The 17,327-nt window shown below is 46.0% G+C and carries 15 protein-coding genes; all 15 read right to left on the reverse strand.

The window, feature by feature from the left end; all coding sequences use genetic code 11:
* The 15 genes from C170_RS02095 to C170_RS02165 all read right to left on the reverse strand — a co-directional run bounded on the left by C170_RS02095 (position 1) and on the right by C170_RS02165 (position 17,311).
* Entirely contained in the window at positions 1-849 is an 849-nt protein-coding gene (locus C170_RS02095) for an FkbM family methyltransferase (protein ID WP_036606035.1), read from the reverse strand.
* A 40-nt stretch (positions 850-889) separates the two neighbouring features.
* Complete coding sequence (locus C170_RS02100; RefSeq protein WP_017690645.1) at positions 890-1,702, reverse strand: ABC transporter permease; 813 nt, start codon at positions 1,700-1,702, stop codon at positions 890-892.
* A 4-nt stretch (positions 1,703-1,706) separates the two neighbouring features.
* Positions 1,707-2,516 carry an ABC transporter permease gene (locus tag C170_RS02105; RefSeq protein ID WP_017690646.1) on the reverse strand — a complete coding sequence of 270 codons (810 nt, stop codon included), beginning with the start codon at positions 2,514-2,516 and terminating at the stop codon, positions 1,707-1,709.
* The gene (locus C170_RS02110) at positions 2,494-3,498 is read right to left on the reverse strand and encodes an ABC transporter ATP-binding protein (protein WP_036606036.1); all 1,005 of its coding nucleotides are present in this window, start codon (positions 3,496-3,498) and stop codon (positions 2,494-2,496) included. Before C170_RS02110 ends, C170_RS02105 begins: the two co-directional genes overlap by 23 nt.
* 32 nt (positions 3,499-3,530) lie before the next feature.
* A complete protein-coding gene (locus C170_RS02115) occupies positions 3,531-4,709 on the reverse strand; it encodes a radical SAM/SPASM domain-containing protein (protein WP_036606037.1) in 1,179 nt (392 codons plus the stop codon).
* Between the two features lie 42 nt (positions 4,710-4,751).
* A complete protein-coding gene (locus C170_RS02120; protein WP_036606038.1) occupies positions 4,752-5,846 on the reverse strand; it encodes a radical SAM protein in 1,095 nt (364 codons plus the stop codon).
* A gap of 27 nt (positions 5,847-5,873) precedes the next feature.
* Complete coding sequence (locus C170_RS02125) at positions 5,874-6,989, reverse strand: UDP-glucuronosyltransferase (protein WP_036606087.1); 1,116 nt, start codon at positions 6,987-6,989, stop codon at positions 5,874-5,876.
* Between the two features lie 44 nt (positions 6,990-7,033).
* Positions 7,034-8,392: a hypothetical protein gene (locus C170_RS02130; protein ID WP_036606039.1), complete on the reverse strand. Its 1,359-nt coding sequence runs from the start codon at positions 8,390-8,392 to the stop codon at positions 7,034-7,036.
* A complete protein-coding gene (locus tag C170_RS02135; RefSeq protein WP_036606040.1) occupies positions 8,389-8,640 on the reverse strand; it encodes an acyl carrier protein in 252 nt (83 codons plus the stop codon). Before C170_RS02135 ends, C170_RS02130 begins: the two co-directional genes overlap by 4 nt.
* Before the next feature lie 21 nt (positions 8,641-8,661).
* Positions 8,662-9,633 (reverse strand): NAD-dependent epimerase/dehydratase family protein, encoded by a 972-nt coding sequence (locus C170_RS02140; RefSeq protein WP_327196613.1) that lies wholly within the window; start codon positions 9,631-9,633, stop codon positions 8,662-8,664.
* A 339-nt stretch (positions 9,634-9,972) separates the two neighbouring features.
* Complete coding sequence (locus C170_RS02145; RefSeq protein WP_036606042.1) at positions 9,973-11,028, reverse strand: hypothetical protein; 1,056 nt, start codon at positions 11,026-11,028, stop codon at positions 9,973-9,975.
* Positions 11,029-11,077: 49 nt separating this feature from the next.
* The gene (locus tag C170_RS02150; protein WP_081745820.1) at positions 11,078-12,571 is read right to left on the reverse strand and encodes a class I adenylate-forming enzyme family protein; all 1,494 of its coding nucleotides are present in this window, start codon (positions 12,569-12,571) and stop codon (positions 11,078-11,080) included.
* A complete protein-coding gene (locus C170_RS02155; RefSeq protein ID WP_051446949.1) occupies positions 12,568-12,807 on the reverse strand; it encodes a phosphopantetheine-binding protein in 240 nt (79 codons plus the stop codon). Before C170_RS02155 ends, C170_RS02150 begins: the two co-directional genes overlap by 4 nt.
* A gap of 1,300 nt (positions 12,808-14,107) precedes the next feature.
* The gene (rlmD, locus tag C170_RS02160; protein ID WP_036606045.1) at positions 14,108-15,889 is read right to left on the reverse strand and encodes a 23S rRNA (uracil(1939)-C(5))-methyltransferase RlmD; all 1,782 of its coding nucleotides are present in this window, start codon (positions 15,887-15,889) and stop codon (positions 14,108-14,110) included.
* A gap of 540 nt (positions 15,890-16,429) precedes the next feature.
* Positions 16,430-17,311, reverse strand: coding sequence for a diacylglycerol kinase (locus tag C170_RS02165; protein WP_017690659.1), 882 nt, complete (start codon positions 17,309-17,311; stop codon positions 16,430-16,432).
* Positions 17,312-17,327 lie beyond the last annotated feature (16 nt).

Genomic DNA, 17,327 nt, shown 5'->3' on the forward strand with positions numbered 1-17,327 from the left:
TCACCCAGCCGACGTATGCATTTGATTCAACGCGTACACATTATAGTAATTTGGGATATTCAAATCTTCGTAGTAATCGATCACGGCATAGAAGCCGTTGGTTTGGAAGATGTTCTCGAGCCTGCTGATCTGCTCTCCATCCAGTCCGTGTACCTCCATTACAATTTGCCTGATTTTGCCCCAATCTTCCGGTTCGATTCCTTCCAGCACCTCAAACTCACTTTTTTCCACGTCGATTTTGAGCAGATCAATTTGGTTCAGATCATAAAAACGGATCATTTCGGAGATCGTAGTTAGCTTGCAACGATAGATTTGTTCATTCAGAAGCTTCGGCGACATAAGATGATCGACAAAGCGGTTTAGCATTCGCCGGTCAGCGAAATTATCTTCGTAATGGTTGATTAACCCGTATCGGAGATCCTGATCGTGGTTCTCCCTGTATTTGATCTGGACAGAGTCCGTGGACATCGTAGGAAAATAGGCAAACTCCGCTTCCTTGATCTCATTGGAAAGCCCGACGTTAACCGTCGTTACGCGAGGCAGCGAACTCGTATTCATCTTCAAGAGTTTAAACGTCGGAGGCAGTGGCTCAAAGGCATACACCCTGCAGTCGCTCTTGCTGCTGACATATAGGCTGAACATGCCGATATTAGCCCCGACGTCCAGGACCGTGCCATGATCCGGAAGCGTAATACCGTGCTTGAAATACATCTCCTTGTGGAAAATCTCGTTGTAGAGAAACTCGGTCTCTCCTTCGTTGTTTTGATAGATTTCAATCCCGTTGTGCAGCCGTTTCTTTGTAATGGCCTCTGTCTGCAATGGATGACGCTCATGCTCCGTCTTGCTCATTCAATTCACCTTCTCAACAATTTGTTTGTAGGGCATTTCTCTAACTGCTGGCGCTTTCATAGCGTTTGACGGCCAGCTTCCAGAACAGCCTGACCACTAGAAGCGATATAACGGGAGCTACAAAAATCCATATCCCAAGGAACAAGTCCAATCGATCGATCAAATAAACCGACGGCATGTTGGTGATGAACAAGATCGGCACAACATACAGCCCTATTCTCCGCAGCCATTTGGGGTATATGTACATCGGCATATTGTTTAAATCCCAACATTTGTCGAGTATTTCGAAGATCGAACCGGACTTCACCGTCCAGAAGGCAAGGATTTGCGGAAGTAGAAGCACCGAATAGGTCACGATCGTGCTACTCAAGATCACGCCGATATATCCGGCCACGTGGATCAAGCTTGGCTCGATGTCAAGACGCCGCCAAGCCAGTACGATCATCGTGATCCCGGCGATCAGGTTCGGGATCGGAAACGCGAAGTTAACGTGCCGGAATGAAATCATGAACTGCAGCGAAAGCGGCTTCGTCATATACAAGTCCAGCGTCCCGTTGCGGATATGGCCGGCGAATCTATAAAAGTTATCCATAAACAGTCCTGTATAGATTGCGATCATAATCGTATAGGTCCCCGTGAAGATCAACATCTGGTCAGGAGAAATGCCATTGATTTCGATCCCGAGCTGGAAAACGAACAAGATATAGATCAGCTTGGAAAACAGAAATACGGTCTCCATGATCAAACCGGAGTAGAAATTCGCTTTGTATTCCATGTAACCGACCAAGCTGTTCTTTGCGAAAATAAAGAACATACGTACATGCTTCCGAAACTCCGTCAAGCTGATACTCACAGATTTAACCTCCAACGGCTACATATTTCCTCATCCCGGAATCCCACGACAACTTCGAAATCATCATAAGCACAATTACCCAGACCGCTTGTAAGAGGAGTCCGCGCACGATTTCATGAATCGCCATGCTCCCATTGATGATGTTAACCGGGAAGAATACGACATATTGAAACGGTAAATAGCTGGAGATTCTGGCAAACGTATCTCCGAAAATATTAAGCGGAAAGATGGCACCACTGAGCAGATAGACGCCTTGATTGAACGCGATATAAACGCCCCAAACCTCGGTAATGATGAACGCGAGAGCACTAATCGAATAAAAAAGCAGGAAGTTGATGAGCAGTCCGAACAGAATGCTGACCAGGAACATAACGATCTGCACCCCTCTAAGCTGAAACCCCCAAATCTGAGTAAAAACGATCATCAGTATGACGAATAAGACAAGGACGACCCCGATCTGGACCGTTTTCCCACCGAAAAAATTGCATATCCGATAGCTGAAATAATGAATGGGCTGAGCGATAAATTTGCTCAGTCCACCCGTCTTGATATCATTCGCGATTTCCCCTTCGAAGCCGGCAGAAACCAGCTTGGAGACGACGCCGGATAACACGGAATAAATGATGATCTGTGAATAAGTATAGCCATTAATAATCTCTTGCGGCGAACTGCGAAACACGGCCGTCCAGAGGAAGCATTGGACGAGAATGATGAAGCCGCCGCTGATGATACTCATAAAGAAATCGGTCCGATACTCCATCGCATTCTGAAGCGCAAGGATGTACGTCCTTTTATACTTCTGTAAGGCTTTCATGTCTGACCCCATCTTTCTGATACAAGCTTTCGATGCCTCGCTCGACAGGTATATCTTCAACTGTGAAATCGAGGATCGGGAACCGGTCCAGCATCATCTTGGAAAGCCGCTGAAGGTCATGCTTATCGATCTCCATGACGGCATTCATGCCGTCATGTTGCATGATAGCGCCATAGTCGCTTAGCGCTTGCCTTGGCACTTCGTCCGTAAATTGCAGCTTGATGATTTTTTTTGCATGAAACAACTCGTTCACACGCCGAAGATCGCCGTCGTATACGATCTTCCCTTGATTGATGATGATCGTTCGTTTGCACAAATCCTCAATATCCGCCATATAGTGGCTTGTCAGAATGACCGTTGCTTTCGTCTGCTGGTTATAATACTTCAGGAACTCCCGAATGCGCTTCTGCGAAATCAGATCGAGTCCGATTGTAGGCTCATCCAGAAAAATCACCTTAGGCCGGTGGATGAGCGACGCAATTAGCTCCATCTTCATCCGTTCCCCCAGCGAAAGCCTACGTACCTGAATATTGAGCAGATCTTTAACATCAAGCATCTCCGTAAGCTCATCCAGGACAAGGTTGTAGGGCTTATCCTCGACCTCATAAATGCATTTGTTCAGGTACAACGATTCGTTCGCCGGTAAATCCCACCACAACTGCGATTTCTGCCCCATCACGATCGAGAACTGCATCTTGAATTCTTTTTTTCGCTCCCAAGGGACATAGCCTAATACCGTCGCTTGCCCGCTTGTCGGATACAAGATGCCGGACAGCATCTTAAGCGTAGTTGTTTTGCCGGAACCGTTCGGGCCTAAGAACCCGACCATCTCGCCTTGCTCGATTACAAGTGATATTTCGCTAACCGCTTCTTTGATCAGTGATTTCCGCTTCACTAAATTTTTTAGCGATTTTTTGAAACCCAATTCTTTTTCGTAGTAATTGAAGCTTTTGGATAAGTGTTCCACTTGGATAATGCTCACTGGTTCACCTCATTTATGCTCATGTAGAATAGTTAAACACCGTGCAAATGCAAGACACTGCACTTGGAACATGCCGGTGTCAGTCGTTCATCCATCATTTCCCTTATCCTTCTGTAGGTCATGCCGTGCCATAATTCCTGTACAGACGCTTCATTTAATTTGCCGATCTCGAACTCCTTGAAAAATTTGCATGCAACAATCGTTCCATCGGGCGTAATATCCATCCGGTTCGAGAGAGCCAGGCACTTCTTGTTCATCGTGCCTTTACTCTTCACCTCTTTGCCGAGCACGAAATCTTCGATCTGGTCATAATCCAGATTCGGCTGGTAGCGTAAACGCATTTTCCAGACCCGATTATTCACCCGGTCCAACTCGCTCATCAAAGCAGGGATACGCTCCGGATCGAGCTTGTAGTTAAAGGCGTGCCAGCTTCGTTCGCCCTTGTGCTCGCTCGCCGGAAGGAAGTCGAACTTCTGGTCAAAGTAATCGTCCATTCCCTGCGTGCATTCGTCCGAGATGTACCACGGGAAGCAGACCATGACCATATCTACACCGACGTCCTCCAGAAATTCCAGCAGATCGTAAAGCTTGTCGGTCATAGCATCGTTAACGACGGTATGGATCGTAATTTTGCCCCTGAATCGGTTTTCCTTGCGCAGCTCGACTAGCATCCGAATAGCATCTATCGCCTTGTTGAATACCCCTTTGCCGCGAAGCGCATCATTCTCTTCTTCGAATCCATCAAGTGCAATGAGCAGCTCCAGATTGTCGGAGATTCTCAGCAAGGCGTCCAGCTTTCGCTCGATCAGCATCGCGTTCGTGCAGATCGTCGTCTCGCGAGGATGGGCTTCAAGCAAATCGGCCAAACGGTCGAAATGGCTGTATACGAGCGGCTCGCCGCCCCAGATATAGAGTCTCGACTTGGCTGGTTCCGTCTCAAGGATCAGCTTCTCCAGCAGCCCGTAGTCGAGCTGTTCCCGCTGCTGCTCCGGTGTCATAAAGTGATGGTAGCCGGTGTCGTTCCATTGATAGCAATGCTTGCAGCGCAAGTTGCATTGGTTCGTCAGTTTAATCCCGACCGACTCTGGCAACGGTGTCGCGTAACCCGCTATTTTCTCCATGTTCCGCTTAGTTTCCACCGTATTCTTGATAGTACGTTTCAATATTTGCAAATCCTTTGGGGAATGTTTAATCTCTGATTTTGGATTCATATCAACACACCCTTCTTAAACTTATTAGGTCATTCACATGAATCAATAGATATAATACCTTGAACAAGCCGTACAAATCGGAAGCATATTTTTTTTCATATACGCGCGATAATCTTTGTACTTGTCACTACTCCAGATATCCAGCAAACTCTCTTCGTTCACGTTGCCGAAGGTCAAATCATAGAAGGCATGGCAGGGCGAAACGTCGCCCCTTGCCGTAATCTCCGCATAAACCCATGGAAGGGAGCACCGATTTCGTTTATCAGCCATCTGATGGAATTGCCCCGAGAAATAGTTACTCAAATTTTGTTCATCTATCGTCTTCGGATAGGTGATCACATGGATGCGGTTTTTCAAGCAATACGCTTTAACATTATTGAGCTGTCTCGTCAATTCCGGAATATCGATCTGGCTGAACGAACTGGTGTCCCGCCAGACCATCCCCTTGGCATAAGGAGCTTCATGCACGTCGAATTTGTCACTAAGAACCTCCACATATTGGGCATACTGCTCTTCCGTTGCATAGAGCTGCACTTCCATGCTGATATGGTCCAACATCGACAAGTCGATATGCTTAAAGAAAAATTCCTCAGCGTACATATAGTTCAAGGGCGTAATGATAAAGGATACACCCATTTTCGGAAATTGCTTGCCCTTGCTTTCCCGAAGCTCATAAAGCTTCTCGATCCCCTTGATTACTTTCTTGAATACGCCTTTGCCTCTCTGCTTATCGTTGATTTCCTCAGGGCCGTCGAGCGACATCCAGATCTTATTTGGAGCAGTCTCGACAAGCATCTCGGCATGCTGCTCAAGCAATGTGCCGTTCGTGGGGAAGTCCGCTTTACTTCCATAGTGATTGATCATGGCGAGAATGTCGCTCAGCCAAGGGTACATCAGCGGCTCGCCGCCGAAGAAATCGTAATACGGCTTGCCCGGGCTGCACTCGACGATGATCTTTTTAATGAGATCCGGATCCAGATGCGCTAACGTTTTTTTGCTTTTGTAGGGACCTTCGAGTCCCCACTCATAGCACATCTTGCATCGTAAATTACACTCCTCCAACAGCTGCATGACGATCCATCTCGGATAGCTTGTCTTTGTCTTATCTTGGGCGACACTCAATTTGTTTACCCTCATCGCATAACCCCTTCTGCCATTGAAATCTTACCCCTTCGTTAACGCGACTCTCGCACAATAATGATCCACATAATTCGTCCGTTCTCCGCGTCTGTTCATGATCGCTTGATGCATCTCCCTAAGGACCTCTACGGAAAAATCCATCTCCCGCCACTTCTCGTAGCGTATTCCGAACCCCAGTGATTCCCACAATTCCAAATTGCTAAGCTCGTGACTTCCGAACGGCTCCAGCAGAATAAGAGGGGTTTCGGAGGCAAGCGAGTCGATTAATGTGCCCGCTCCCGGCTTGGCCACGATAGCCATCGCCTCCGAAGCGATATCGAATAACCAATGATGATCAACCTCAGCGGCGTATGACTTCGTGTCTTTTCCCGTTATTTCGATGTATGGCGGAAACTCGTGCAGGCCGTTCGCACTCTTCACCCATGCACACCATTCCGGATCATTCATCCAATATCGGTGATCGGGATCGGGCTTCGCTTCCTTCCAATCGTAAGCTACGATATCAAGCCCATAGTTATGGCCGGCAAGCTCTGGAATTGTACTTTGATAAGTGCCCATCCCCCAGCCGCCGCCATGAACAACAAGCCGCCGCTTCCTTGAGTCGAAGGGCAGTGCCGTACGATGAAGAACTGGGATTTCGCATCGAATCTCCATCTTGTCAGTGTCATAGAGACAAGCATTGTAATAATACTCGTCATAGCGAGAATGAAACTTCTTCAAGCTCTTCCAAGACGGGGCCAGATCTGAATCGACGTAGAGCAGGTCTACATGAATTTGATTCGGCAGCATCTTCTCCCTATACAAATCCAGAATATAGATCCAGTGTCCGGATAACGATATGAATTCGTACCGGTCTTCCGCTTTCCACGCCTCCAGCAATAGCTCGACCTGGGCATAATCAATGCTGTTGCGTATATCCATCGGCATTCGGGCCGATAAATTGGCAAGTGCGAAATTATTGTGGTAAGCCTTTCTGCTGTCTACAATATGATCCATCTTGTCTTGCTCCAAATAGCTTTCGAACACGAGCACTTCCGTCGCGATATCCCTTTTCTCGAAATCACTTGCAGCTAACAGACCGGGAATATAGAAACCCAGACCGAAACCCGAGCATAGAATCGTCACTTTCCGCTTACCCATAAAATTTCTTCCTCCATTCATGGCTTTAAGCGCTTCGGACTGCATCAGCGGGCGATCTTGAAGGATAACGACGACAGCACCTCCTTAACCTTAGCGGTCAATCGTTCGTTATCCCATTCCCCCTGGATCAACGAATAATATAATCTGCCTTTCACCTGCTTATTCCGGATCCCCTTGCACTCGCTGACGACTTTGTTAATAAGGAGCGTATTCGCGCTTAACGGTAAAATACCGAATCCTCGATCAGGCTTATATAGAACACCCTCGCGGTCCAGCGATTCAAGCAATTGATCGAATGATACATCGCATGCAAACTGTAAAGTCGCATGCGTCATGCTCCCGGCCGTGTCGTGCTTCTTCAGGTAGCGGTCAACGTAATGCTTGATCAGACTCATCGATCTTCTTGCATTCACCTCAACAATCGGAACGATGCGGCCGTCCGTCAACAGCATAGAATCGACGCATACGTCGCCGTGATAACCCGACCGATAAAGCTCGCGGGCCGCCCGTTTCATTACATCAAAATACTTCGCTTCCTGCAGCATATGAAGCAACCTATCGTCTGCTGTATAGGAGCCTTGGTAAGCGAAATTGTGATTGACCAACTGCTGCACTGAGATATGTCGGTAAGTACCGTCCGAATCGATGTGGAATTGGCAAGAAAAATCCAATTCCTTGCGGAGGAACGGCTCAATAATAAACCGAACCATTTTTCCCTTGCTGCACTGATCGGCGACATAGGATGTGACTCGCTGCAAAATCGCTTCCGACTCGATCAGCAAATTCCCTTTCCCGGATACCCCAAACTCATCTTTGATCAGGAAGGGTCCTTGATTCAGCAAAGTCAAGCCGCTTGCCAGCAGCTCTTCGGGAGAATAGACCGTCTGGCTGTCACACCGAAGATCAAGGCGACGGTTCAATTCGGTTGAATACAGCTTCGAATTGACAGTCTGAACCGTTTCGATAGCTGGAAAATCCTGTTCCAGCCCGTAACGCGCTGCAGTACGATCTACCCCCGGAATGACGGCAAAGGGCGACAACCGGGCGCCGTCCAGCAAGTAGAGATCCATGTCACCCATTCGATAGGCTGATGTGAGCAGGTCGAATATATTGGCGGTTCTGCCTACGCTTCCTACATCAGGACTCTCGAGATCGGTTGAATTGGAAAGAAATTTAAATCCGATCTCATGCAAATACGCTTTATGGCAAACGTTCATTCGATAGCGAGTAATGAGCTTATCCTCCGCCTCGCAAAATGGGAAGAGCAGCTCATCCATGGCCATCACGATATTCTCCATTTCAGGATCGTGAAACGACGGCAGTTTGGCTAGATTAGGGTCGCGCCAGAAGCGTTCCGCGTCAAATGTCCCGATAATGAGCTCGAACTTGCGTCTATCGTTCATACAGGCGCTGTTTTCTGCAGCTCCGAGATATAATTGCAGAAGGTCGTTACCGACTCCATAAGATTGAAGTCGAATTGTTCAAAATCGATTTCAATACCGAAACGCTCTTCCACCTGTAGTACAAAAGTAATTAGCTGTAAAGAGTCCAATCCCCCGTCTTCCATGATGTTCGAATGCTCGTTCAAACTGTTTACCAGTTGGGCATCTTCCTTGATTTCGCATATCAACGCTATGATCTGTTCTTGCATAGGTACCTCCCGTTTAATGGATTATTGACCCTGGTAATAATGGATCGTTCTAGCGAGTGCATCATGCAAACTGATCGCCGGTTCCCAGTCCATAATCGTCCTTGAAATGGTAATATCCGGCTTCCTTCTCCTTGGATCGTCTTCCGGCAGCGGGAGAAACTCTAACTGCGCGTTGGACTTCATTAGCTCCTTCAATATTTGGGCGACTTCAAGTATGGTAACTTCCTCCGGATTCCCCAAATTGACTGGCTGTTCATACGTGGTGCTCAGCAGTCTCACAATCCCTTCCAGCAAATCGTCGATATACTGAAAGCTTCTCGTCTGTCTGCCGTCGCCATAAATCGTAAGGTTTTGCTTGGACATGATTTCATTAATGAAATTGGTAATGACGCGTCCGTCATTTAAATCCATCTTCGGGCCGAATGTATTGAAGATCCGAATGACCCTTACCGGTATACCGTATTTCCTGTTCATCCAGTAGGTGATCGCCTCTGCATACCGCTTCGCTTCGTTGTAACAGCTTCTTGCTCCAACCGAATTCACGTTGCCATAGTAGCTCTCCGGCTGAGGGTGAACAGTTGGGTTACCGTAGATCTCGCTTGTTGAAGCCAAGAAGAAAGCAGCCTGCTTTTCTTTGGCCAGATACAGCAGATGCATCGTCCCTTCGCTGTTGACCCTCATCGTTTCGATCGGATAGGACAGATATTTGGGCGGACTGGCCGGACTTGCAAAATGCATCACCCAATCGACAGGGCCTTCAATTGCGAGCGGATAAATGACGTCATGCTCGATAAACTTGAAATTTGGCGACCGTAAGAGATTGTCTATGTTGACAGTAGACCCGGTCAGAAAATTATCGACGCCGATAACGGTATGGCCTTCCCGCAACAGCCTCTCGGCAAGGTTGGAACCGATGAAGCCTGCGACTCCTGTTAATACAATGAATATTATGATCCCCCCCCCTTGCTTAAGGTTTGTGAAACCACTATTAATTCAATCGAACAGATATGGTTCTATGCATGAATCACAAGATGTCGGGTTAAATACTAGGAGAGATTCTTGAGGTGAGTGGATTCGCTGTGGTTGTGCCGGAAAAAAGCGCTTGAAGCAATGCGGATCGTTGAAAGACAAGAAGGCAATAGGCTGTCAGCAAACGGAATCTTTAAGACAAGAGCAACGGTTTGGCTTACTCAACACGCTGTCTCCCAACGATTATAATCCCGGCATCACTCCTTCCATAAATATGCCCGGATCACCACGGGCTTCGCGCTAAAGCTTCTATTCGGGTGCAAGAAGAGATATCCACAACTGACATCATCTGCTCCCTCAACATTACTGAATAACTACCTTCTTCAGCCATCGTTCAAGGAATATGGATTCTTCATTTTCTATATTCGTAATCAGCGTTTGTAAACTTTCGGAAATACTCGTATCCTTTGTCAAATTATATTTAATCGCTAGATTCACAAGGATTTTTGCTTTAAGTTCAATAGCTGTGAATTCATCTATATGCTCTTGATTTAATTTAATTAAATGCTGATTATCGTACAAGTACTTGAATCTTAGCGTCATTATCTTCTTATGATCATAAATTAAATGAAAGGGTCTTATATCAAGCATAGCCTTATGTTCCGATGTCTCTTTCGCATAATTTAATAGAGTTGTGTATATTTGCATGCCGAAGTCAAGATTATCCCTGTCGCCCCCGTAGTTAAACATCTCCCAATACTCCGGCGTTTTGTTAGTGAAATAATTTCTTATCGAATTCACTAGGGTATCTGCACTGAATTTATCCTGATTTTGATCATTGAATGTATACAGATAAACCATTTCTCTAAGGTAATCATGATTGGTTGTTAGATGATTTGTGTCGAACGCAAGATTGAAATCATTAAATGATATCTCAGCCTGACTATACACCCCGTTCTTAAAAAAATCGGAAACATACAACATCTCTCTATCCAAATCATAGCCGTAAACAAATATGTCATGATGCAATTGAAGTTTATTGTAGCGATCGCTTAGGGGCACGTAGAAATAATTGATCATGGTGTGGACATAGTTATTAGCATTAATATTTTCTATAATAAAATGAATAACAGAGTCCCATTTAGTTGTTACAGTATCTCTATGTATCTTTTGAGTAGTAATCCATTTGCACGCATCCGAAGGCCGCAGCTCATAAGTCAGAGGGAAATAAAAATCTCCCCAATGATGTTTATAATCTTTGTTAATAAATAATTGAATATAATTGCTAAATATCCATGGATGTGCGCACTCGTAATGGGTAAGTATGGACAAGAGATGAGCATGTTGCGTATAGGTTGTAATCATCGGATAACTGACCGGCAGTATTTCTCTTCCCAATGTTTGAGTTGAATTCTTCAACCTTTCGTTCACCCCTCGTTATTTGGTTAAATGGCTTAAGGATGCCGAATCAGTATATCTCATTTAGCAATAAGCGCTTCGTACTTGCCCTGTCCAGTTTTCCTGTTTTTGTTTTTGGAATGTTATCGATAACCCTCCATTGTCTAGGCACTTTATACGATGACAAATGCAAGTTGCAATGTCGTGTCAGTGCATCTATATCAACCAGGCATTCATTAAAAACTTTCAGAAATGCGATAGGCACTTCGCCTAACAGATCATCGTGTACACCAACAACCATGACCTCCTCCACTTCTTTCAAGCCGTACAAAAATTCCTCGATTTCTTCCGGATAGATATTGATACCGCCGGATATAATGATATTCTTCTTTCGGCCTGTGAGTATAAGACACCCTGATTCATTCCAATATCCCAAATCTCCTGTCTTTAACCAACCCTCAACAATGGTAGCGTTCGTTAACTCCGGGTTTTTGTAATAACCGAGCATCACATTCGGGCCCTTTACCCAAATTTCTCCGATAGCAGCTCCTTCTACCTCATTCTCTTCTTCGTCAACAAGACGAATAGAAACGTCATTTATGGGTGATCCACAGGATAAGTAGCGCTCTCCCCGTTCCATCATGCTTACCCGCGGAGAAGCTTCGGTCAATCCATAGGTTTGAATAATGTCCGCATGAGGAAATACAGTCTGAAGATGGTCTACTAATTTCGCGGAAGTCGCCGCACCGCTAATTACAATAAATTCAATGGAATCAAAGGCACTCCAGTTCTTTGTCTGATGGAAATCGGAAACAAAGTGCATCAATTGCGTAGGCACCGCTGAGAATGCCGTGACCGCCTTATTCTGAAACAGTTTAAACGCGGTGCGCGGCAGCAAGGGCAAGCTGATAAGTTTAATTCGGGTTCCATATAACATACAAGAAATCAATTGCGTGACAATCGTAGAACTGAAATGAACGGGCATCGTTACAAGAAACGAATCTTGTTCTGTATACCCCACCTTTCCGCCATGTGCCAAGGCATTCGTTAATACATTCCAATGGGATAACATAACGATTTTAGATTTTCCGGTTGTGCCCGATGTAGGAAGGAGAATCGCACATTGATTGGGATCGGAATGATTGGTTAACGAGATCGATTCGAACGAAGGCATTGGTTCTTGCGATAAATCCTGAGCGGTAATCCAAGGAATGTCGCAATTTAAATGCGCAGGTTGTGCATATTTGCTGATAACCAATTTGGCGTCACTGGCATTTAAAATATTTTCAATTTCAGTATTGGATGCCGAATAAGGAACCGGTACTAACACATAACCGCAGAATTGAATGCCCAGCGCCGCCATAATGAACAAGGGCTCATTATTTGTGTATAATGCAAGATGGCTTCCGGACTCAAGTTCAAAATTCTTGTGGATATATAAAGAAATTAAGTAAGCTTCTGTCATCACTTCTGCGTAAGTCCATTGCTGCTTTAGATCTTCAAGGATAATATGATCTTGGCGATCAGAGGCCTCCAGAAATAGACGCTGAATGATCGTCATCATAGCGTTCTCACAGTCAAATAATTAAGGATTAATCCAGCCGTGGAGAACTTCTCAAATAACAGATCTTCATCAGGGATCGAGATGTTAAACTTCGATTCCATTAAAACAATAAGCTTGATGAAGCCTACTGAATCGATCCCTTGGTCCAACAAACGGGTATCGTGGCCTTCCGGATACTCGATGTCCAACTCAGCAAAAATTTCATCTCTCAAGATAGATTCTATTGATTTAGACATCATATTCCCCCGTTAGATAATCTTTAGAAAGGCTGATTAAAGAGGATAGTATACGTGATAAGCAAGTGAGAGTATTGTGAAGAAGAATAAGTTCATAAATATAGACAAGGTGAATTTGCACTGAAAGAGTTGTTTGCAGAGATGCTGCAATTCATGTTGGAGGTGGAATATGACACGGTGCAGGACATAAAAAGCTTGACGCGAAGAGTACAACGACGGAAATACTTGAGGGTTCCCTCGTCAACATCGCAAAGCCTAAAAAAAAAGCATTTTCCCAAGCAATGAAGCGTTGCTGAAAATGCTCTACAAAACTACGATGAATGTCACTCGTAAATGGACAGAGTGTATATAAAACTGGGAGTAAGTCCCCAATCAACTCTCCATTTTCTTCCTCGACGGGATCGAACTATACTGCGTAAAGTTTTTCTTGGTAGCGTTTACACTAGTAGATTTACAGCACTAAGCGCCCGATATATTTAATATAATTACAAATATACCAATTGTCAACAGTTTTGAAAAAGCCCGTTGATGCCCTCTGGAATTCCATTCGTCATCTGGTTGTTTCTCTCATTTGCGATTGTTTCAAAATGTGTATGGTAAAGGGAAAATATAGTTAACGCAGCCATTCCAGTCATAAAGAATACGCCCAATACATGATAAGGAGATATTTAACGCATGCTGTGGGGCTGTCAAGAACGAACGTCAATCATTTAAGGAGAACGGCTCGACTTCAAACTGGAATCGCTCATGAACACGATACAGAATCACGTGTATCAGCGTCCAAAGCTGAGTTAATGAAGTTTGCCTCGCTTTGATGTCCAATCGAAATCAGTTATAACTCTAGCACATGGGTAAACACCGTTTCCAGTAACCTCTTTCATCCGTTCGGAAAGAAAGAGGTTACTGGTACGAAAGTATGGCTGTTGGCCAGCGGCGAGCCAAGCGGCAATCCACATGAAGATGATATTTTCACGAATCGCCCTACAAGGCTTCTCTACCCACATTTGGCTACAAGCGTGATGATAAGAAGCTTCTACTTGATGAGATCTATGCCCCTATAGTTCAAGAAATTTCACCTCTATCTGTATTAGGTTTAGGGTGTGTACAAAATCAGTAATTACTTCATTATTACAGGTACAAAAAAAGACACGGAAGAACAACTCCGTGCCTATATAAAGCAATTATCCCGCTTCACCGAACTTCAAATTGAAGTTATTCAAGACGGTTCAATCAAAGCCATACATTACATATTTCCCGTCCTCAATCCATAAGGAAGTTGGAACAACGAGAGGCGTAGGAATTAATCCTGCCCCTTCCATTTTAACATCGCCACCGATTCCACATGCACCGTATGCGGGAACATATCCACCGGCGTTACCTCCACGGTGCGATAGCCGCCATCTTCCAACACACGAAGATCACGTGCCAGCGTACTCGGATTACAACTCACGTAAACCACGCGTTCCGGCTTCATCTCCAGGATGGTATCGAGCAAACGCGGGTCGCAGCCTTTTCGTGGTGGGTCGACAACGATGACGTCAGCTTCGATGCCTTGTTCTTTCCAGCGCGGGATGACGTCCTCAGAGGCACCAACTTCGAACTTGACGTTGCGCATCTCGTTCAATAGAGCATTGCTCCGCGCATCCTCGATCGCTTCAGGCACGATCTCTACCCCATACACCTGATCCGCATGTTGCGCGAGGAAAAGAGAAATCGTTCCGATGCCGCAATAGGCATCAATTACCGTCTCTTTGCCGCTCAGTCCAGCGTACTCTACCGTTTTGCCATACAGTACTTCCGTTTGCACCGGATTCACCTGATAGAACGAACGCGCAGAGATCGCAAACTGCACATCACCGATATAATCATAGATTACATCACGGCCCCACAGGACGCGGGTCTCATCGCCAAAGATGACGTTGGTCTGTTTCTTGTTCACGTTCTGGCAGATGCTTGCCACATGTGGAATCGCTTCACGGATACTGCCAATCCATTCGTCTTTGTACGGAATGTCTCGACCATTCGTGACCAGTACGAGCATCATCTCGCCAGTACGGAATGCCTTCTTCACAACCACATGGCGCAATAAGCCGCGACCTGTCTCTTCGTTGTAGGCGCTAATTCCAAAATGACTGCCGATCTCTTTAACCTTTGCGACCACTTCGTCATTGTGCTCATGCTGAATGAGGCAACTCTCCATATCGATGATGCGATGGCTTCCTTTGGCGTAAAAACCACCTACCAGACCACCCTCGGCAGCTCCAATTGGCACCTGTGCTTTATTCCGATAGCGCCATGGCTCGTCCATACCCATCGTAGGTAGTACACGAATGCCCTGCTCCGTATCCTCTTCGTTCATGACACCTTCAAGCCGCAAACGAATGCGATTACTTCCAATCATTTGTGCTTCAGAAGATGCTTGTCCAGGTTCAGTTGTCTGATTCGCATCATGTTCCAACCGTTCTGCCAGCTTAGCCTCATCAACTGAGGTGTCATCCTGCGCGTTGGATGCCAACGTCTCTGCATCCTCCATCATCACGTTCAACTTGCCAATCCGTTGCAAATTATCGATCACCAACTGGCGTTTCCACGCAAGCTGTCCGGCATAGCTCATATGCTGGATCTGGCAGCCGCCACACTGATCGTAGATCGGGCAAGGCGCGGACACTCGATCCGGGCTTGCTTTCACGATTTCCAGCAGTTTGGCATAGCCATACTGCTTCTTGGTTTTCATCACGCGCACACGCACGGTTTCACCTGGAAGCGCACCCTGCACAAAGAGCGTGTATCCATTCGCACGACCTACACCCTCACCGTCATGGTTCATGCCAATGATGTCGATGACGGTCTCTTCATTTTTGCTAACGGGCAGTCCTTCGATTGGTGCAGATTCACGCGTTCTCCCCTTTGGACGAACGGCAGAAAGAGATGCGCCTTGTGGCCGCACCTCTTTTCCCTGCTGACGTGTAGATGGACGAGATGATTGACTTGGCTGACGGGACGCTGAAGCGTTCCCTTGCCCCTGAGAGGCAGCCGAATTCCGGCGGTTTTTTCCACGACCGCTGCGGTTCGTATTAGACAACGTACATTCACTTCTTTCTTCTTATATGGTATCACATCAAAAAATAACGTTCCGAATTTCTAATGAATTTCAGAAACGTTATATCATCTTCGGATGGTGTTTTCCGACCTTTTTCGGTCATTTTCTCCAAAATAACGACACTGAGATTCGTTAGATTCGCAGCTTCGGCTATTTAGCCACATTAAGGCTTTCTGAGTTCGTTAGCCGCCAGCCGGCACTCGACCAAACTGTTACATTCAGTACGGTGTACTACATCGCAGTACCATCGAACTAGACCAGCACTTTTAACCTTCACTGTTCAATGTTCATTGTTTCACGTTCACTCAATCACCACAATGTGCCCTGTATCCGCTCAACGTATGGTGACCACATGAGATTATACGCGATCCCACCGTACACAGCAACTGGAAATTGCACTTCCATCTCACCTTACGGCAGAGCTGTATCCAACTCTCCTCACCACTTGTGCGATGCTTTACAAAAACCACTGCGGCATTAACGCTTTCCGCAAGCAACCACATTCTCCGCTAAGTGCCAAGTTTAACGATACAACATCAGATGATGACGCAAATTCGTAAACGTAGCAGGTAGCGTGCCGCCCAACTCTCCATCGAGGTTCAGTTGCACATAACCTGGCGACGTAACTTCCATATGACTCGTCTGGAAATGAACCACTTTCTTGTCGTTCAGATGCTCCCCACGCAACGCGAGCGTTACGAGGCGAATCATATCAGCCAGATTACATTTGCGGACACCGATCACATCGAACAGACCATCATCAATGGTTGCTCCTGGAGCCAACTTCTCAAAACCCCCGACCGAATTGGTATTGGCGATGAGGAATAACATGAATTCATCATGGATCTCTTCCTGACCGTCGGCACGAATAATCAGCTCCTGTGGAGACAGACTCGCCATTTTCTCAATACCCTTCATATAATAGGCCAGTTGCCCAATCATCGTTTTCAGACGACTCGGCACTTCATAGGTCAGTTCAGTTAATGAGCCGCCACCGGCAATGTTGATAAAATATTTATCATTCGCTTTGCCCAGATCGAGCGGACGAAGTTGCTGGTTAATGACCAGATCCACATAATCCTCCCACTGTCTCGGAATGCCGAGTGCACGTGCAAAATCATTCGTTGTTCCCAAAGGGAACACACCCAGCGGAGGACGATTCTCCCGCTCAGCCATACCATTGATAACTTCATACAACGTGCCATCGCCACCAGCAGCAATAATCATGTCATATCCGCGTTCAATTGCCAGTTCAGCTTCCCGGGTTGCGTCACCTTCACCCGTTGTTGCGTGACATGAAGCTTCAATACCACCTTGATCCAAACGCTGCAAAATATCAGCCAGACGTTTCTTCATTTCTTCCCGGCCTGAGGTCGGATTATATATTAAGCGAGCTTTTTTCATCTCATACGCCACCTAT

It is taken from the genome of Paenibacillus sp. FSL H7-689 (assembly GCF_000517905.1).
Taxonomy (GTDB): Bacteria; Bacillota; Bacilli; order Paenibacillales; family Paenibacillaceae; genus Paenibacillus; species Paenibacillus amylolyticus.